Origin of the sequence: Pyxidicoccus xibeiensis, from assembly GCF_024198175.1 — a bacterium.
Lineage (GTDB): Bacteria > Myxococcota > Myxococcia > Myxococcales > Myxococcaceae > Myxococcus > Myxococcus xibeiensis.
On record NZ_JAJVKV010000002.1, the window covers coordinates 1,092,381 to 1,109,986 of the forward strand.

Genomic DNA, 17,606 nt, shown 5'->3' on the forward strand with positions numbered 1-17,606 from the left:
TCGAAGTCAGCTCCTGAGGTGAGAGGCGATGGCGACTCGCGGCGCGTTCGTTGCGTATGACCTGAGGACCCTGGACGTGGACTCGGCCCAGGCGTTCTACACGGGCCTGTTGGGCTGGACGGTCCACGGTCCGGCGGACTCGCGGGAGCTTCGCGCGGGCGAGCAGCGCGTGGGGGCACTCGTGGCGCTGCCCGAGCGGGCGCGTTCCATGGGGGCTCCGGCCCACTGGCTGGGCCAGGTCGGTGTCGAGGATGTCGAGGCGTCCGCGGCCCGCCTCGTGGCGCTCGGGGGCCAGCAGCTCGGCCCGGTGCAGCAGCCCGCGCCCGGGCAGCTCGTCGCCATCCTCAAGGACCCGCAGGGCGCGGTCCTCGCGCTGAGCAGCGGACGGGCTGGTGCGAGGCTCGGAGCCGTGGCGTGGCACGAGCTGAACACGACCGACCGTGAGCAGGCGTGGTCCTGCTACTCGGAGCTGTTCGGCTGGCGCTCGACGGGGACGATGGAGCTGGGGCCCACGATTGGGGCGTACCAGCGCTTCACCTGGGACGGGGCCGGGCAGGACGTGGGCGGCCTGGTCAACACGGCACGGCTCCCGGGCGTCCATACCCACTGGCTCTTCTACCTGACGGTGGAGGACATCGAGGCCGCGGTCGTCCGGGTGCGCTCCCTCGGAGGCCGGGCGCTGAACGGACCGATGCAGGTCCCCGGTGGTGATCGCGTTGCGCAGTGCGAGGACCCGCAGGGCGCGGCGTTTGCCCTGCGTGAGGCGGCCCAAAGCGCGTGAGCCCGGCGGCCGTCCGTCGGCGTGCGGGGCGTTGCCCCGGCCGTCCTGCGTGAGGCCGTCCGAAGTCCCTGAGCTGTCGGTTGCTGGACACGGCCGTGCCCCGGGATGCGGCCTTGCGCGTCCCGGGGTGCGTCCCCACCTTGTCGCGGTCGTGGCCTGTCACGTCCGGGCCGCGCCGAGCCTCGCGGGGGACGGCATGGAAGCGTGGCGCATCCTGCTGGCACCGCTGTACGCGTCGTGCCTGTCGGCGCTGGTGGTGATGGCGTTCGCCTTCGGACGGAAGGACCCGTCCGCGCCGTCGTGGCGCCTGCCGCTGGTGTGGTTCTCGGTGCTGGCGGTGGGCTCGTTCTGCGTGGCGCTGCAGTTTCCCGGGCGGCTCGGGCTGGGGTTGCCCACGGAGGCGGCGGCCAAGGCCGCGGGCGCGGCGCTGCTGGTGGTGGCGGCGGGGCTGGCGCTGCGGGGCTCTCGCACGCGCCTGCGCGCGGACCTGCTGCGGGCCTCGGCGCCCCGCTCCCTGGACGAGGCCGTGGCGGCGCTCCGTGAAGGCCGTGCTCCGGGCTGGGGCGTGTACCGGGGGAGCCTGGACGCGGAGGAGTCGCTCACGTCCCCGGGCGGTGTGCCCTGCGCCTTCTTCGAGGCGGAGGTCCGCGAGGTGGCGGAGGACGGGCGCAAGGGCGCGCTGCTGTCGAGCGAGCGCGCCTATGCCCCCGCGCTGGTGCTCCGAGGGGAGCGGGTGAGGGCGTCGGTGCGCTTCTCGCCGTCCTCGCTGATGGCCCCGGTGGAGGTGCGACGGTGCCGGGCGCTGCCGGGGACGGTGCCTGCGTCCTGGTACGAGGACGCGCCCGCGACGGCGGCCGGTGCGGTCCCCGCGAGCGAACCCGAGGCCCTGTCCTGGGAGCGCGTCGGCGTCCCGGGAGAGACGTGCCTCGTGGTGGGCGAGCTCCGGCGGGGCGCCCATGAGGGCTCCTACGTGCTGTGCGGACGCGGTGGAGGGCCGGCGTTGATGGTGCTCGGCCCCGAGGCTCCGGTGACGGGCGGCACGCTCGCGCGCCGGGCGTGGAGGCACTTCGCGGCCGCGGGTGCGCTGTCCATGGCCGCCGCCCTCGTCCTGGCGCGCGCGCTGTAGCGCCGCTCACCTGCCCGCGTCGTAGATGGCGTCACGGAGCTGGGTGGCGAACGGGCCCCACATGCCCTCGAACGTGGTGTTGGTGAGCGCCACCACCGTCAGGCGCTGCTTCGGGTCGACGAACCAGTGGTGGCCGTAGGCGCCCATCCACTGCCACGTACCGGCGGACTGCGGACTCCGGGCCTGCACGGGGTCCACGAGGAGCCCCGAGGCGAGGCCGAAGCCCCAGCCTGGCCCCAGCGTCTGGGCCTCCGGGCCCACCTGGACGGTGCTCAACTGCTCGACGGTGGAGGGCTTCAGGACCGGCGCGCCGCCGGTGCGCAGCGACTCCAGGAACTTCAGGTAGTCACCCGCCGAGCCCACCATGCCCGCGCCAGCAGAAGGGAAGGAGCGGGCGTCGAAGACCCGCTTGGGCTCGAAGGTGACGCCATTGGGGCCCCAGGGCACGAAGTGCGAGTCACCCATGCGCACCGGCTCCGGCTTGCCATCCGCGTACGGCGTCGTGAGCCGCGCGGCGTCCCTCACATTGAAGCCCGTGCCCGCCATGCCGAGAGGACGGGTGACGAGCCGCTCCACGACCTTCGGGAGCGGCGCCCCACCGGCACGGGCGACGACCTCTCCCAGGACGTCGGTGGCCACCGAGTAGCCCCAGCCCTTCCCGGGCGCGTACGACAGCGGCACGGAGGTGATGCGGCGGAGGTTCTCCTTCATGGAGAGCCCGGTCTGGTCGAGGCCGCTGGAGATGCGAGCCTTGTGGTACGGGCCGTCGGGCGGCTCCATGAGGTCGTAGGAGAGGCCCGCGGTGTGCGTCAGCAGGTGTCGCACGGTGATGACGGGCTCGCTGCCATCCGCGAGCCTGGGGCGGAAGGTCGGAATCCACTTCGTGACGGGGTCCTCGAGCCCCAGCTTCTGCTGCTCGATGAGCGCCAGGGCGGCGACGGAGACGACGCTCTTGGACAGGGAGGCGAGGCGGAACAGCGCGTCCTCCCGCATGGGACGCCCCGCCTCGCGATCCGCGGCTCCGGCGGCGCGCCGGTAGACGACCTTGCCGTCCCTGGCGATGAGGACGACGGTTCCGACGATGCGCTTCTCCGCGAGGGCGCGGTCGATGACCCCGTCCACGCGTGCCTGGAGGGCACGTTCCTCGGCGGGTTCCGGGGTGGCGGGGGCGAGTCCGACGGTGACGGCCACCATGAGGGCGGCAATGGCGGAATGCATGGTTCGCTGCTCCTTTTTCGTATAGCGACCGGCAGGATCTACGAGCCAGCGTCCTCGGTGGCAGCTCACGGTTTCGTATGGGCCCCATACGAATTCGTATAGGTTTCCGCTGAAGAGGTCGCACGACGGTGGATTGGGATGACTTGAGGATTGCGCTCGCGGTGGCCCGGCAGGGCTCGCTGAGCGCGGCCGCGCGGGCGCTGGGGACGACGCAGCCGACCGTCAGCCGTCGGCTCGATGCCTTCGAGCAGCGCATCGGCGTCAAGCTGTTCGAGCGCGGACCGAACGGACTGACTCCGACGCCGCTGTGCGCGGCGCTGCTCGAGGGACTCGAGCGCATGGATGAAGGGGCCCTGGCCGTCGAGCGGCGGATTGCAGCGCGCGACACCGGCCTCCAGGGGCACCTCACGGTGACCAGCCTGGAGTGGCTCGGGGACTCCGTCGTGGCGCCGATCCTCACGAAGTTCGGCGTGCGGCACCCGCTGGTGACGCTCGAGCTCGTCAACGACGAGCGCCGCTACAGCCTGTCTCGCCGCGAAGCGGACGTGGCCTTCCGCCCCGGGTCGTTCGAGCAGGAGGACCTCATCGAGCGCAAGGTCGCCGACATCGCGTATGGCCTCTACGCCTCAGCCGGGTATCTGGACCGGTACGGGCTTCCCGACTTCACGGCGGGCTGTCCCGGGCACACGGCCGTCACGTTGCGAGAAGGCCGCACGCCCGCCCGGTCACCGTTGAGCCAGTGGCTGAAGAGCATCGCGCCCCGGACGCGCGTGGCGCTGCGAACGAACACCATCCACGCGCTGCTCTCGGCCGTCGACACGGACGAGGTGCTCGCTGTGCTGCCACGCGTGCTCGCGGACCGTCGGCTGGCGCTGCGTCGCCTCGAGACGCCGCTCCCGGAGCCCGTGCTGCCGCTCCGGTTGGGCGTCCACGCCGACTTGAGGGAGACGCCGCGCGTCCGCGAGTTCATCGACTTCGCGGTGAGCGAGCTGGCGAAGCGCGCCCCCGAGCTGAACCCGGTCTGAGGCGACAGAAGCCCGGGCACGGCGGCCCGGGCTCCCGCGCAGCGCCTCAGCCGCCCGTGCCCTTCGCGGTGGAGAACACGAGCTGCTCCCCGCGGTCGGCCATCGTCACGGTGAACGTGCGTTCCACGGTGGCCAGGCCCATCGGGGTGGCCTTCGCCAGCTCCGCCAGCAGCGAGCCCGCGGCGCGCAGGTGGAAGCCCGTGTTCCACATGCCCTCCAGCTCGCTGAACACGGTGCGCAGCTCGTCCGGGGCCTTGCGCTCGTCGATGGCCCGGCGCAGGCGCACCATGCCGCTCACGAAGGCCTGGCACTTGCCCAGCGTGCCCCGGTTCTTGTCCGTCACCTCGGCGAAGGAGAAGTTGCCGCCCGGCGGCCGCCACGTGCTCTCGATGGCGAGCAGGTCCTTGCCCAGCTCCTTCACCGTCGGGTCGCGCTTGAAGTACCACTCGGCGATCTCCGCCGCCCGGGTGGGCGACAGGTCCGTCGTCAGCATGCTGCCCTTGTCCTGCACCTCGCGGAGGTACGCCTCCCAGATGGGGGCGTAGATGGCGCGGCGGAACTCGGCCGAGGCGCGCGGCGTCTGCTCACCCCACGGCATGGCGCGCGCCAGGGCCCGCGAGAACAGCGCCAGGTCCAGGCCCTGGAGCTTCGGCACCATGGCCCGGAACGTGTCGTCCGCCAGCTTCAGCTCGAGCCGCGTTTCAATCGGCTCCTTGCCCAGGTCCGCCTGGAGCGTGCTCATGACGGACGCCGCATCGGCCGCATCCAGCACGCCCCAGACGACGGCGTCATCCACGGCGGCCTGCAGCTCCTTGCGGTTCATCTTCTTCTGCCGGCCCCACAGCATGAGGTGCAGGCCGTAGCGGAAGTCCGAGGCGACCGGGGCAGGGGAGAACGTCTCCATGTCCGCCTTGAGGTCCACCACCCACTGGCCGCGGTTGCCCAGCAGCTTGTCCTCGTAGCCGCGCTGGCCGAGGAAGGCCATGCGCCGTGCGCCCTGCGCATTCTCCTGCGTCACCCACGTCTGCTTCTTCGTGCCCGCCACCTTCAGCACCTCGAACGAGCCCAGCCCCAGGGAGAAGCCATACGCCTGCTGCCGCGTGAGCGTGGTGCTGTGCAGGTAGTTGTTCAGCTCGTAGGACTTCTGGTTGGCGGGCAGCTCGCGCATCCACTTGAGCAGCTCCACCAGGTTGCCCTTGATGAGCGAGCCGTGGAAGTGCATCGCCTTGGCGTCGTCCACCACCACCTCCAGCAGCGTGGAGGACTCGGCCAGGCGCAGGTACTCGTACTTGAAGCCGGCGGCGATCTGCGTCTTCGCCACCGCGTCAATCTTGCCCTCGACCTTCTTCTTGAAGTCGTCCCACGCCGCCTTCAGGTTGGCCAGGTCCGCCAGCTTCGCGTCCAGGCCGATGCGGTCCAGGGCCTCGGCCAGCAGCGTCTTCTGCCAGTCCTCCAGCTTCGACTTGCTGGCCTTGTCCACCAGCGCGTCCATGACCTGCAGCGAGGTGGCGTCCGCCGGCGTCCCCAGCTTGCCGGCCAGCTGCTCACGAAGCTTCGCCCCCACGAGCGCGTCCAGCACGTTGCCCAGCTGCGCCTTCACCGCGCCCACGTCCAGCAGCTCCACGGAGACGCTGAGGCCCGCGCCCAGGGTGGCCTCGCGCGACTTCGCCTTGCGCACGGCAATCTGGATGCGCCCGGGCTTCGGCCGGGAGTAGGTGAGCTGGTAGTCGTCCGTCAGCGACACCTTCGCGGACACGGCCGCCTTGAGGCTCGTCTTCAGCCCCAGCAGCTCACCGCCGCGGACGAAGGCCAGGCTGCCCAGGTTGGCGGTGAGGAGGTCCGCCCAGTTCAGCTCCAGCCGCGTGTGGAGGTTGCCGCGCGCCTGCCACGCCAGCGCGTCGCCGGTGGCCAGCTTCGCGATGTCCGTGGCCTGCATGAGGCGCAGGTCGGCCAGGTCCATCCGCGCGGCCTCGCGCATGTTCCGGGCCAGCGGGTGGACGCGGTAGTCGCTGAGGGTGACGGCCAGCTCGCCGCCCACGTCCGCCGCCAGGAAGGACAGGTTGACGCCCGCCGCGGACTTCACGCGCGCCGTCACCTGGTAGCGCATCCACCCGTGGTCTCCGCCCAGCAGCAGCTGGGGCCGGGGCGCGTCCTGCGCGGGCTCCGCCGCCGCCTCGCCCACCACGCGGTTCTCGTCCACGTCGCCGGGCGAGTTGAAGTTGCGGATGGAGGCCTCGCCGCCTGCCTCGAAGGAGAGCGTGAAGTCGGTCAGGTTCAGCTTGGGCGGGAGGATGTTGTCGCTCGCGAAGGTGCCCTGCGCGAGGGAGACCTTGATGTCCTGGTCGAGCAGCTTCACGTCGGGAATCTTCCCGGCGACCTCGTCCGGCAGCTTCGCCAGCACCTTGTTGACCACCTTCATGCGCGTCCCCCTGGGGTATGGCCCCGCCGCCCTGCGGCATGGAGCCCTCTGGTCGTACGCCGACCGAACGCAAGGAACAAGCGACGGAGCGGAAAAGACCGACAGTCGCCGGATGGCCTGCCCCGGGGGACGGGGTCCGAAGACCCCTCGCGCGGCGCGTCAGACCTCGTCGCCCAGGCCGTACTCCTTGAGCTTGCGCGCCAGCGTGTTGCGGCCAATCTCCAGCACCCGCGCCGCGGCCGTGCGGTTGCCCTTCACCGCGTCCAGCACGCGCAGGATGTGGCGCCGCTCCACCTCCGCCAGTGGCAGCAGCCCGGCCTCGGTGGCTCCCGTCGGAGCGGGCTCGGCGCGCGCCTCCGGCTCGGGGGCCACGGGGGCCGACACGCGCTCCAGGTTGGGCAGCGGCAGGTGCTCCTCGAGGATTTCGCCCTCGCACAGCACCACCGCGCTCTCGATGCAGTTCTCCAGCTCGCGCACGTTGCCGGGCCAGCGGTAGCGCTTGAGGCGCTCCAGCGCGGCGGCGCTCAGCTTCGGCGGCTGCAGCCGGTGGCGCTTCGCCACGGTGGCCACGAAGTGCCGCGCCAGCCGCTCGATGTCCTCCGCGCCGCGCTCGCGCAGGGGCGGCAGCACCACCTCCACGACCTTGATGCGGTAGTAGAGGTCCTCGCGAAAGCGCCCCTCCGCCACCATGCGCGTGAGGTCCCGGTGCGTGGCGGCGACGATGCGCACGTCCACCTTCACCGCCTGGGTGCCGCCCACGCGCTCGAACTCGCGGTCCTGGAGCACGCGCAGGAGCTTGCCCTGCACGGGGAGCGGCAGCTCGCCAATCTCGTCGATGAACACCGTGCCGCTGTCGGCCGCCTCGAACTTGCCCGGCATGCGGTGGTCCGCGCCGGTGAAGGCGCCGCGCTCGTGGCCGAACAGCTCGTTCTCGATGAGCGTGGCCGGCAGCGCCGCGCAGTCCACCTTGACGAAGGGCTTGTCGCGGCGCGGCCCGTTGACGTGGACGGCGCGGGCGAAGAGCTCCTTGCCGCTGCCGCTCTCACCGCGCAGCAGCACCGTGGCATCCGTGGGCGCGGCCTTGCGCACCAGGCGGTAGATGGCCTGGAGCTGGGGGGACTCGCCGATGATGCGGTTGAAGAAGTAGCCCACCGGCGCCTGGGGCTGGTCCTTGGCGCGCTGGAGCTCCTGGTAGAGGCTGGTGCTCTGCAGCGCGGTGCTCACCTGGGACGCAATGGCGGTGAGCCGCTCGGTGTCTTCCGGGGTGAAGGTGTCGCCGCCCCGGCGGTTGAGGACCTGGAGCACGCCATAGAGGGCGCCGTCCGCGTCGCGCAGCGGCACCGCGAGCAGGCTGTTGGTGCTGTAGCCCGTCATCCGGTCGATGTCCGCGAAGAAGCGGCGCTCGCCGCGCGGGTCCGGCACGTTGATGGCCTGACCGACCTCCGCCACGGTGCCGGCGACGCCCTGGCCCAGCTTCACGCGGATCTGCTTCACCTCCGGCAGGTGCGCCGCGCGGCTGAACAGCTCGCGGCGGGCCGGGTCCAACAGCCACAGCGTGCCCCGGTCCGCCTGCATGGTGATGGCGATGCGGTCCATCAGCGTCTGCAGGAACGCGTCGAGGTCCACCTCGCGCCCGACGAGTCCCCCGAAGGGGAGGAGGACCTGGGTGACGTCCGTCGCGGGCGGGTGGGGCATGGCGGGCAGCGGCGGGAGGACGAAGGCCGCGGCCTCACCATAGCATCCGGAGGGCATGGGGCCGCCCCTCTCAGGCCGCGTGGCCCAGGACGAGCCGCTGGCCCTCACGCGCCGGCTCGACGACAGGGAAGAGCGAGCGGGCCTGCTCCGCCATGTCCTCCAGCACGTCGTCGGTGTGCGCCGGGTCGTGGTGGAAGAGGCACAGCCGGCGCGCGCCGACCAGCTTCGCCACGCCCGCCGCGTCCATCATCGTCGAGTGGCCCCAGCCCTTCTTGGACATGCCCTTGCGGCCCTCGTACTCGTCAGGCGTGTACTGGGCGTCCAGGCAGAGGACGTCCGTGCCCTCGAAGAGGCGGGCCACCTCGGGCGCGAGGTCCTGCATGCGCACCTCCACGTCCGTGGCGTAGATGAACGAGTGGCCATCCGCCTCCACGCGGTACGCGAGGCACCCCTGCGGGTGCGGCACGTCGATGGGCGTCACCTTGAACGGGCCGACCTCGACGGGCTGCGCGTGCAGCGCGGAGCGGAAGTCCATCCGCGAGCGCATGGTGGTCAGCGGCACCGGGAAGTGCGGCGGCTGCATCTGCGCGGCCAGCTCCGTCTGCAGCGCCTGCGCGCCGTTGGCGCCGGGGCCGTACATCGTCAGCTCCGACGTGGGCAGGTACGCGGGCGTGAAGAAGGGGAAGCCCTGCACGTGGTCCCAGTGCAGGTGCGAGAAGAACATGGTGGCCTTCTGGGGCGCGCCCTCGCGCATCATCACCTCGCCCAGCGTCCGGATGCCCGTGCCCGCGTCGAGGATGAGCCGGTGGCCCTGGCTCGTCACCTCCACGCACGCCGTGTTGCCACCGATGCGCGACCCCGACACCGCGATGCTCCCCCGAACCCCGTAGAAGCGGACTTCCATGATGAGTCTCCTTAGTGGGGTACATCCTCTTCGGACGCCCTGACACCCGGGAGCTACAGCACGTGGGATGCCAAATCCAAGTGTCTGGATTTACTGGGGAGACTCCGCCCGGTGTCGGGCGGTGCACCATTCTGGAGCGGTCCCGGATGGGGCGGGCGCCCCAAACCGGATCGGCCGGGCTGGCGGGGCTGGCGGCTCTCGGACGGAGGCCCTATCCCTGAAGCATCTGAGGCGGCGGGGCGATCTCCTCGAGGATGCGCGTCCGCTCCGGGTACATCTGCCTGAACGCGGCCAGCGCCTCCGGACCTTCGTCGATGACGTTCATGTACTCCGCCCAGGCCTCGGCGAAGTCCTCGGTGTAGTTCTTGTCCTGGTTGAAGTCGGCCTCGGCGTAGGGCGTCAAGAAGCCGCCATCGGCAAGCGCGGCGTTCCGCCATCCGTCGGGAACGGGGCCCGTTTCGCCGGAGAGCTCTTCGCCGGCGCGCTCCCCGACGCTGTCACTCTTCGCATCCTGCTGCGCGCCGATGAGATGCCCCAGCTCGTGGTGGAAGATGCTGTCGTTCAGGATCTCCGCATCGTTATAGAAGGTGATGGTTCCACCCCCCGCGCTCGCCGCCGCCGGACTTCCCGTGGCGGTCTTGCCTCCAGCCTCCGAGGTCACGACGAAGTTCGAGAGCGCGCTGCGCTGCGCGGGCGGCGTCTCGCTGTAGGCATCGATGGCCTTGGCGAGGAAGCGCTCCCGGTTGGCGGGCGTGCCGTCCTTGAAGTCCACGCGGAAGGAGTCGTCGCCGACGTGGACGACGAAGCTGTCCGAGTCGGAGCGCTTTGCCCGCTCGATGACGATCTCCTCCTTCGTTCCATCGGAGTTGACGAACTCGACGGGCTCGCCGTTCGCGGCAAGGGCCTGCTTGACGGCGTCCTTCTGGGCGTCGGACGTCACGGCTTGCTCCTGGACGTCGGCGGCGGGGGCGGGCTCCTGCGTGGACTTCGCTGCCTTCTGTCCTGGCTTCGCCGGGTCCGCCTCGAAGAGGCTGGTGCCTCCAATCGTTCGCAGCGCCGGGTTCCGGGACTCGGTGAGCCTGGGCGCCGACATCGCGTCCGGGCGGGGGTTGCTGGCGGCCTCGGGGGCCTGGGACGGGGGCGCGGCGAACGGGGCGAACTGCCGGATGCGGCTCTGGAGCTTCGAAAGCATGTGAACCCTCCTTTCCCACCTGTACGTAATTCGCCGGAAATCGGTTACAGCGGCCACCGGCGCGCACCTGAGCGCCACGGCTGTTCAAGGGCCAACGGTTCCGGGACCTACGGCTGCGGGGTGGCGGACCGGTGGGTGGGCGGCTCGGGCTCGGGCGTGACGGATTGGCCGCCCTTGCAGAGGAGCGCGGCGCCTGGCTCGGGCGTGCAGCTCAGGTCGGAGCCCGGGGCGAAGGTGGCGCGGCGCTCCGGAGTCGCGGTGCAGCGCCAGGCCGGAACGCGGGTAGGGCCACAGTGCTTGTAGCGGATGGCGTCTCCGCCAGTGACGCGCTCCTCGCAGGAGACGTCGCGGTTGCGCGTGGGCTCGCAGGCGAGGAAGGCGGCGTCGAGGGGCCCTTCCTGCTCCTGCCGTCGCGTGGCGGGCTCGGAGCAGGCGTCCTCGCGCGGGCCCTGCGGCTCACAGGCAAGGAGGGTGCCGTCCTGGGCGTCCGGGCGGATGCGTGCGCAGGGCGTCCTCCAGATTCGCGCGCCACAGGTCGGGCCCCTGCCGTCGGCGTCCGGGTCGTACCAGAGCAGGGTGAGGGTGCCATCCGGTCCACGGGCGAGGGTCGCCTTCAGCCCCGCGTCGGCTCCCGCGAGTGCATAGGTCGCATGGAAGGGGCGGCCCTGGAGCTGGGCCTCCTGCACACAGGCGGAGAGGTCCAGCCGGGCGCGGGCGCCGGCGTCGCTGGGGTCCATGGCCCTGCCGCAGTCGCGGGCCTCGGGGCCGGAGAGCGCGCGGGTCAGCGCCTCCAGGTCGCACCGCTCGCACTCGGTGCGCAGCACGCGGTAGGTCGAGGCGGGACGCGCGCTCCCCGCGCAGCCGGCGAGGCTCGCCAGGAGGGCGAGGGGCAGCAGACGGGAGACCAGGGCGCGCACCTTCTCCATTCTGATCTCCCGGGCTCCGGAGGTCACGTCGGGCCCGGGAGCCTGCCCCGAGGTACCAGGCCAGCTGGCATTGCCGGGGCGATGGCGCGCGCGGGCGCGGACGTGATGGTGGCCGACCTCCTCGAAGAGGAGGAACGCGCCACGGTGGACGCTTTGCGCAAGACAGGCGCCCGGGCCGCATCAACATCTCCTCCGTCGCGGCCACCATCGCCTTCCCGGGCATCGCCGGCTACTCGGGCACCAAGTCGGCCGTGGACCGCATGACCCGCATCGCCGCCCAGGAGTCCGGCAAGCTCGGCTACGGCGTGCGCGTCAACTGCATCTACCCCGGGCTCGTCCCCACGGCGATGGGCGCCAGGCTCGCCGAGAGCATGGTGACGCTCGGGCTCGCGCCGAGCGCGGAGGCCGCCGTCCGCGACGTCATCGGCCAGACGCCGCTCGGCCGGCTCGGCGAGGTGTCGGACATGGCGGATGCCGCCGTGTTCCTCGCCTCCGACGCCGCGCGGCTCATCACGGGCATCGGCCTGCCGGTAGACGGTGGCATGGGCATGTAGGGCCGGAGGCGTCGCTCAGCGCGTGAGGGTGCGCCGCAGCTGCTGCACGTCTGGGCGCATCGCCCGCGCACCGCGCCAAAGTGACCGCCCGCCTAAAGGCAATAGAACATTCCAGGTGTTCTGGATTTTGGCGTATTTCCAACAAGTCAAATGTTCAATAGACTGACACCGCTCGCCAAACCCAGAGTCGAGGTGTGCCTTGGGGCCATCATTCCTGAATCGACGTGTCACCAGTCTCGCCGTGGCCGCGCTCTGCGCGGTGCAGCTCATTGCCTGCCGGAGCGAGGGCGTCAGTGACGAAGTCCCTGCTCCCGAGGTAGCGGAGGTCTCCGAGTCGCTGGCGCCGGATCCCAGCCTCGGGTTCGTCTCCGCACGGGATGGGTATTTCTACCTGAGGAACCTCCGGTTCAAGCACGTGGGGGCCAACACGCCCCAGCTCGTCTATCAGCCCCTGTGGCAGGTCGACGAGACCTTGAACAAGCTGCGGGACGCGCGTGTCAAGCACGTGCGAGTCCTGCTCCCCAATGACAAGCTGACCACGCAAGCCATTGGCGACCGGCTCCAGCAGGTGCTGAACCGCGCCCGGGACCGCGGCATGTTCGTCACCGTGGCGCTCACGCACAACTACAGCCAGGAGGTGTGGGGGTGGGAGAAGGGTGACCCCGCCGCCATGCACGCCGTCCGGGGTGACCGGGATCCCGCGTGGAACCCGACGGGCGTGTCGGGGAACGTCGGCTTCTACAGCCGTTCCTACTCTCAGGGGAACATGCTCGACGACCGCTGGATTCACTGGGGGCATACCGCGAACTACAAGAGCTTCGCGGTCGACATCGCGACCCGCTTCAAGAACGACAATGCCATCTTCGCGTGGGACATCGCCAACGAGGTGAACTCCACCGGCGGCCCGGGGATGGTCGACTACCTGGTCGCGTTCTACAGAACCATGGCCGCGGCCCTCAAGGCGGCCGATCCCAACCACATGGTGACCACGGGCATGGTCCACACCGGATGGGCGGGAATGACAGACGCCCAGCGGAACCTGGTCTACCGGGATGCCAACATCGACTACCTCACCGTGCACATGTACAACACGGACCCCGCCCAGCAGCACCAGGGAGCGCTGGACGAGCTCTGGCGCGCGGACAACATGTACGCGAAGCCGGTCATCGTCGAGGAGCTCGGCCATACCGAGGCGCGGAACAACTACTCCGTCCTCGCGAATCAGTACCAGGACCTGTACGTCAACCGCGGCGTGGACGCGGTGATGCAGTGGGGCGTGACGTTCACGTGCAGCCTCTGCAAGTGCGCCAGGACCTGCACGACCGATCCGAACGACTGGGGCGCTGGTGACTGCGAGTTCGGGCCGTGCGAGCAGCAGAAGCTGCCCGAGTACGTGGCGCTCGCGAAGAAGTGGGGGGAGTGGACGCACGCGTGGAACGTCAAGACCACGCCCGGCGTCAGGAATGAATCGCTGCCGTGCAGCACCTGGGACGGCGATGTCGCCGGGTGTGACGCGCACGGCTACGCCGACCCCAACAAGGCGGATGACACCCAGCACTGCGCGTACTACTTCTGCTCCAACCGCTGCGCGCCCCAGGGGACCTCCAACTGCGAGGCCGGCTGCACCTCGTACTGCGCCGCGAGCAACAGCGAGACCTGGAGCTGCAACAGCTGGAACGGCAACGTGAGCGGGTGCGACGCGCACGGCTACGCTGACACCAACAAGGCGAACGATACCCAGAACTGCGCGTACTACTTCTGCTCCAACACCTGCGCGCCCCAGGGGACCTCCAACTGCGAGGCCGGCTGCTCCAGCTACTGCTTCTGAAGCAGGCGTCGCCGGGCCGCGGCGCCCTGGCTCACGCGGAGGCTTCGGCCTGCGCGTGGGCCGGGGAGCACAGGGCGGCGCCGCTCAGCCTTCCGGTGCTTCTTCCAGGAGCCAGTCCCGCACCGCGAGGAAGCGCGCCGTGGGCGCGGCGGCCTTGCGCCAGGCGACCCAGAGGGTGCCTCTCGGCCGGCGAATGGAGCGCCGCCCGGACTCCGGCGCGAGCACCACCACCCTTCCGGCGCGGACCGCGGGCTCCACGAGGTAGTCGGGCAGCACCGCGATGCCGCTGCCCGCCTCGGCGAGCGCCAGCATCTCGTCCAGGTTCGCGATGTGGCACACGACCCGAGCGGGCAGCGGCTCGCGGGCCCCGAAGGCCGTGCGCCACCATGGGCCGAGCATCGCCAGGTCGGCATCGAACGCGATGAAGCGATGGGCCCCGAAGTCTCGCGCCGTCCGAGGCGTGCCCCACCGGCGGACATAGGCGGGCGAGGCCACCGCCACGAACTCCTCCTGCGCGACGCGCCGCACCTCCAGCCCCGGTGCCTCGGGTAGCAACCCCAGGAGGGCCACGTCCAGCTCGCCCGCGAGCAGCCGGCGCACGAGCAGGCTCGGCACGTCGAAGCGCACGCTCAGCCGCAGCTCCGGATGGCGCTCCAGCAGCCCTGGCAGGCGTGGCCGCAACCAGAACCGGAAGAAGGGCCAGGGCCCGCCCAGGGAGACCTCTCCGCGCACCGCCCGGTGGGCCACGGACGCTTCCTCCACGGCCGCATCCAGGGCGGGCAGGTGCTCTCCGAGCCGCGCGACGAGCGCCGCCCCCGCCGCCGTGAGCCGGGCCCGCCGCCCGACCCGCTCGAACAGCGCCACGCCCACGCGCGCCTCCAGCGCCTTGAGCTGCTGCCCGACGGCGGACGGTGTGATGCCCAGCCGCGCCGCGGCGGCGGCGTGGGTCCCCGCGCGGCTCACCTCCCAGAGCGTCCACAGCGCCTCATGATTGCCAAGCATGGCTTCACATTATGCGAAGTGGCCCTCGATTTTCTTCAGCCTGGGGCGGCGGTACCTCATGGCTCCGTGAGGCGCCCCTTCCGGGCGGCCCGCTGGAGGAGCACGCACCATGAAGACCCTGACCGCCGTGAAGGTCCTGCTTATCGTCACCAGCCACACGCAGCTCGGGAACACGAAGGAGCCCACGGGCTTCTGGCTGGAGGAGCTGGCGGCGCCCTATGCCGAGTTCACGAAGGCGGGCGCGCAGGTGGACATCGCCTCGCCGCTGGGCGGCAAGGCCCCGGCGGACCCCAAGAGCGAAAAGGAGTCCTCCGAGGCCACGCGTGCCTTCCTCGCGGACGCCGAGGCGAAGAAGAAGCTCGCGAACACCCTTTCGCTGGAGAAGGTGAAGGACACCTACGACGCCTACTTCGTGGTGGGAGGCCACGGCGTGATGTGGGACCTGGCGACGCACACGCCGCTGCACACGCTGCTCACCACGGCGTATGCCCGGGGCGCGGTCGTCTCCGCCGTCTGCCATGGCCCGGCGGCGCTGGTGGGCGTGAAGGCACCGGATGGCAAGCCCCTCGTGGCGGGCAAGCGCGTGGCCGCATTCACCAATGCGGAGGAGCAGGCGGTGAAGCTCGACACGGTGGTGCCCTTCGCCCTGGAGACGCGGCTGCGGGAGCAGGGCGCCCGCTTCGAGTCCGGCCCCATGTGGGGCAGCTTCGCGGTGCGTGACGGGCGGCTCATCACCGGGCAGAACCCCGCCTCGTCCGCGGCCGTCGCGCGCGAGGTCCTCGCCGCGCTGCGCTCGGCGGAGTCCAAGAGCACCCCGTAGCCGGAACCTGCGAGGCGCCCACTTCCACCTCGTCGATGCGACTGCTGGTCGAGACATGTCAGGTTCGTCGCATGGGCGCGCCGGCCTCCGGCTCGGCCGGCGCTGCGTGAGCTAAGACATGCGACCCATGAGGCAGAAGATCACCGGCTTTCATCTCGACCGCGAAGGCCACTGGGTCGCCGACCTGGAATGCGGCCACCGGCAGCACATGCGCCACGAGCCACCCTGGATGGTTCGTCCCTGGGTACTCACCGAGGAGGGGAGACGCAGCCGCCTGGGTGTCGAGCTCGACTGCAAGCGCTGCGACGAGGCGGGACGCGAGGTCGCCGAGGCGGTCCGCGAAGCGCTACGGGCCGCGGCTCTCACGGCGTACGAAGAGGGCGGCCTGGAGGACGCAGAGGCTCGCACCCCAACGGCCGAGCTCTCCTACTGGCTCGGACGCGCGTACTGGGGCCAGGGCCTCGCCACCGAGGCGGCCGTGGCCCTGGTCCGCTACGGCTTCGAGACGCTCGGGCTGGCGTCACTCCGCGCCAACTGCTTCTCCCGCAACCCCAGCTCCCGGCGGGTGCTGGAGGACGAGGACCTCGAGTTCTTCATCCTGGAGCGCGGCTCCCCGTAGGCGTCCCGTGAAGACTCCAGCCATGCACGTCATCCTATGCACTCCAACGTCCTCGGCTGCCCAATCGGAAAGGGTTCGAGCGAGGGTGCCAGCTCGACGCTCCGAGAGCTTGAGCCCCTCTTGCGAGCACCAGTACGCTGACGAAACGGGCGCTGCTTCGCCAGGAGCCTCTTCCTGTGCACGCGCCCGAATCGGGGGCCAGCTTGCGGAGTCAAACCGTTGCAATTCAGTTTCTTCTTCCGGCCGTGCTGCTCGCGAGCCTGCTGTCCGGGTGTCGTGCTCATCCCGAGCGAGGGAGTTCCGGGCAGGAGGCCGCGTCGACGGAACGCGGCGCAAACCTGTCTGACAGCCGGACAGCTTCGGAGCAGTCGGCTCTGGCATCTTCAAGCCAGACGGCCCAGCCCGCTCCTCAGCCGCCGTCCGCGCAACCGGCATTCGTGCAATGCCCCGCTGGCGCCGACGCGAGTGACGCTTGCTGGTTTCGCGTATCCGCAGAGGGGCCCGTCAACGAAATCACCGCGGTGAAGTCCCACCACGTCCCCTGGTCCGGATATCATTGGCCCTATGCGGACGGCGGAATCACTGACGGCGGCAACGACTCTCCGGCTGCGAAGTACGACAGGGCCGTCGGGCGCAAGCCTACTGACGACAACGCGATCACCCGGCACGTGAAGAATCACATCGCAAAGCGAAACCCGCCCGAGACCTGGCAGGGGTGGGAGGGGCTGTGCAATGGCTGGAGCGATGCCGCCATGTTCACGAAGCTGGGAAAGCAGCAAGCCACCTTTCGCGGAGTGGAGTTCACTTCGTCAGACGTGAAGGCGCTGCTGGCCGCTTACTACGAAGAGCTCCAGGCAGAGCGATACCACATCTGCACCAAGGGGCCGAACGGCGAGTGCCCAGCCAATTGCTACCGAGGAGCGTCGGGCAACTGCCTTCCGGCAAATGACGTCGTTCACATCACGCAATATGTCGGGGGCAAGGACCGTGCGTTGACGCCTGAGGCATACCATCTGGCGGCCACCCGCATGATGCCCAAGAGGCGATTCGTGGCGAATCTCTCGCCAGTAAAGGGACAGATCTGGAACTACCCGGTGATTGGAGCCTCGTTTCAGTACGAGCCGGTCACGCAGGAGTCGGGGAGGAGGTTCCTCAAGGTCGTATCGACTCTGGAAGTCGCGGATGCAGACACGACGGGCGTCGACCGGTCCAAGAAGAAGACCTTCGGGTATCGACTCGAAGTGAACGAGCGGAACCAGCTCGTGCGTGGCGGAGACCACAAATGGCTGGACAGCCACGACCACCCGCCCGCATTTCTCTGGACCTCCGAATCCAACATCCCCTCCGGGTGGGAGAAGCAGATGATGAGGGAGTTCCCACTGGACTGGGACGTCCTGCTCGAGTTGGTCATGGCCTTCGACGGGAATTATGTGCTTCGCGATCTCGATGCGCCGCCTGGCGTCGCGGGGGATGCCAACTGAGCACAGGTCGACGGAC

Annotated in this window: 14 protein-coding genes and 1 pseudogene; 8 read left to right on the plus strand and 7 right to left on the minus strand. The window is 70.3% G+C overall.

The features are described from left to right. Positions 1 to 28: 28 nt before the first annotated feature. Together LXT23_RS12225 and LXT23_RS12230 are read left to right on the plus strand one after the other, a co-directional pair. Positions 29 to 781, plus strand: coding sequence for a VOC family protein (locus LXT23_RS12225; RefSeq protein ID WP_253980300.1), 753 nt, complete (start codon positions 29 to 31; stop codon positions 779 to 781). Positions 782 to 977: 196 nt separating this feature from the next. After that, positions 978 to 1,907 carry a hypothetical protein gene (locus LXT23_RS12230; protein WP_253980301.1) on the plus strand — a complete coding sequence of 310 codons (930 nt, stop codon included), beginning with the start codon at positions 978 to 980 and terminating at the stop codon, positions 1,905 to 1,907. Positions 1,908 to 1,913: 6 nt separating this feature from the next. Here the strand turns inward: LXT23_RS12230 and LXT23_RS12235 are convergent, their stop codons facing one another. Next, positions 1,914 to 3,125 carry a serine hydrolase domain-containing protein gene (locus LXT23_RS12235; RefSeq protein WP_253980302.1) on the minus strand — a complete coding sequence of 404 codons (1,212 nt, stop codon included), beginning with the start codon at positions 3,123 to 3,125 and terminating at the stop codon, positions 1,914 to 1,916. A 143-nt stretch (positions 3,126 to 3,268) separates the two neighbouring features. Between LXT23_RS12235 and LXT23_RS12245 the strand changes: the two genes are divergently transcribed. Continuing rightward, a complete protein-coding gene (locus LXT23_RS12245) occupies positions 3,269 to 4,150 on the plus strand; it encodes a LysR family transcriptional regulator (RefSeq protein ID WP_256560722.1) in 882 nt (293 codons plus the stop codon). A 46-nt stretch (positions 4,151 to 4,196) separates the two neighbouring features. Here LXT23_RS12245 and LXT23_RS12250 read toward each other — a convergent pair whose 3' ends face one another. From LXT23_RS12250 to LXT23_RS12270, 5 genes are all read right to left on the minus strand, one after another. Continuing rightward, positions 4,197 to 6,569 carry a hypothetical protein gene (locus LXT23_RS12250; protein WP_253980303.1) on the minus strand — a complete coding sequence of 791 codons (2,373 nt, stop codon included), beginning with the start codon at positions 6,567 to 6,569 and terminating at the stop codon, positions 4,197 to 4,199. A gap of 159 nt (positions 6,570 to 6,728) precedes the next feature. Then, a complete protein-coding gene (locus tag LXT23_RS12255) occupies positions 6,729 to 8,321 on the minus strand; it encodes a sigma-54-dependent Fis family transcriptional regulator (RefSeq protein ID WP_253980304.1) in 1,593 nt (530 codons plus the stop codon). A 13-nt stretch (positions 8,322 to 8,334) separates the two neighbouring features. Further along, positions 8,335 to 9,168, minus strand: coding sequence for an MBL fold metallo-hydrolase (locus tag LXT23_RS12260; protein WP_253980305.1), 834 nt, complete (start codon positions 9,166 to 9,168; stop codon positions 8,335 to 8,337). 211 nt (positions 9,169 to 9,379) lie between these two features. Then, positions 9,380 to 10,360: a hypothetical protein gene (locus LXT23_RS12265; RefSeq protein WP_253980306.1), complete on the minus strand. Its 981-nt coding sequence runs from the start codon at positions 10,358 to 10,360 to the stop codon at positions 9,380 to 9,382. Between the two features lie 107 nt (positions 10,361 to 10,467). Beyond that, positions 10,468 to 11,286 carry a hypothetical protein gene (locus LXT23_RS12270; RefSeq protein WP_253980307.1) on the minus strand — a complete coding sequence of 273 codons (819 nt, stop codon included), beginning with the start codon at positions 11,284 to 11,286 and terminating at the stop codon, positions 10,468 to 10,470. A gap of 176 nt (positions 11,287 to 11,462) precedes the next feature. Here LXT23_RS12270 and LXT23_RS12275 point away from each other — a divergent pair. Beyond that, a pseudogene (locus LXT23_RS12275) lies at positions 11,463 to 11,840 on the plus strand (SDR family NAD(P)-dependent oxidoreductase); the annotation flags it as partial. A gap of 199 nt (positions 11,841 to 12,039) precedes the next feature. Further along, positions 12,040 to 13,668, plus strand: a complete 1,629-nt coding sequence (locus LXT23_RS12280) for a glycoside hydrolase family 2 TIM barrel-domain containing protein (protein ID WP_253980308.1) — start codon at positions 12,040 to 12,042, stop codon at positions 13,666 to 13,668. A gap of 84 nt (positions 13,669 to 13,752) precedes the next feature. Here LXT23_RS12280 and LXT23_RS12285 read toward each other — a convergent pair whose 3' ends face one another. Beyond that, complete coding sequence (locus LXT23_RS12285) at positions 13,753 to 14,670, minus strand: LysR family transcriptional regulator (RefSeq protein WP_253980309.1); 918 nt, start codon at positions 14,668 to 14,670, stop codon at positions 13,753 to 13,755. 109 nt (positions 14,671 to 14,779) lie between these two features. Here LXT23_RS12285 and LXT23_RS12290 point away from each other — a divergent pair, with 109 nt between their 5' ends. The 3 genes from LXT23_RS12290 (at position 14,780) to LXT23_RS12300 (ending at position 17,590) form a co-directional block, all read left to right on the plus strand. After that, positions 14,780 to 15,490, plus strand: coding sequence for a type 1 glutamine amidotransferase domain-containing protein (locus LXT23_RS12290; protein WP_253980310.1), 711 nt, complete (start codon positions 14,780 to 14,782; stop codon positions 15,488 to 15,490). Positions 15,491 to 15,617: 127 nt separating this feature from the next. Further along, entirely contained in the window at positions 15,618 to 16,109 is a 492-nt protein-coding gene (locus LXT23_RS12295; RefSeq protein WP_253980311.1) for a GNAT family N-acetyltransferase, read from the plus strand. A 521-nt stretch (positions 16,110 to 16,630) separates the two neighbouring features. Beyond that, entirely contained in the window at positions 16,631 to 17,590 is a 960-nt protein-coding gene (locus tag LXT23_RS12300) for a hypothetical protein (RefSeq protein WP_253980312.1), read from the plus strand. Positions 17,591 to 17,606 lie beyond the last annotated feature (16 nt).

Coding starts and splice junctions, on each gene's coding strand:
- LXT23_RS12225 (WP_253980300.1), top strand. CDS start 29: ATGGCGACTCGCGGCGCGTTCGTTGCGTATGACCTGAGGACCCTGGAC.
- LXT23_RS12230 (WP_253980301.1), top strand. CDS start 978: ATGGAAGCGTGGCGCATCCTGCTGGCACCGCTGTACGCGTCGTGCCTG.
- LXT23_RS12235 (WP_253980302.1), bottom strand. CDS start 3,125: ATGCATTCCGCCATTGCCGCCCTCATGGTGGCCGTCACCGTCGGACTC.
- LXT23_RS12250 (WP_253980303.1), bottom strand. CDS start 6,569: ATGAAGGTGGTCAACAAGGTGCTGGCGAAGCTGCCGGACGAGGTCGCC.
- LXT23_RS12255 (WP_253980304.1), bottom strand. CDS start 8,321: ATGCCCTCCGGATGCTATGGTGAGGCCGCGGCCTTCGTCCTCCCGCCG.
- LXT23_RS12260 (WP_253980305.1), bottom strand. CDS start 9,168: ATGGAAGTCCGCTTCTACGGGGTTCGGGGGAGCATCGCGGTGTCGGGG.
- LXT23_RS12265 (WP_253980306.1), bottom strand. CDS start 10,360: ATGCTTTCGAAGCTCCAGAGCCGCATCCGGCAGTTCGCCCCGTTCGCC.
- LXT23_RS12270 (WP_253980307.1), bottom strand. CDS start 11,286: ATGGAGAAGGTGCGCGCCCTGGTCTCCCGTCTGCTGCCCCTCGCCCTC.
- LXT23_RS12285 (WP_253980309.1), bottom strand. CDS start 14,670: ATGCTTGGCAATCATGAGGCGCTGTGGACGCTCTGGGAGGTGAGCCGC.
- LXT23_RS12290 (WP_253980310.1), top strand. CDS start 14,780: ATGAAGACCCTGACCGCCGTGAAGGTCCTGCTTATCGTCACCAGCCAC.
- LXT23_RS12295 (WP_253980311.1), top strand. CDS start 15,618: ATGAGGCAGAAGATCACCGGCTTTCATCTCGACCGCGAAGGCCACTGG.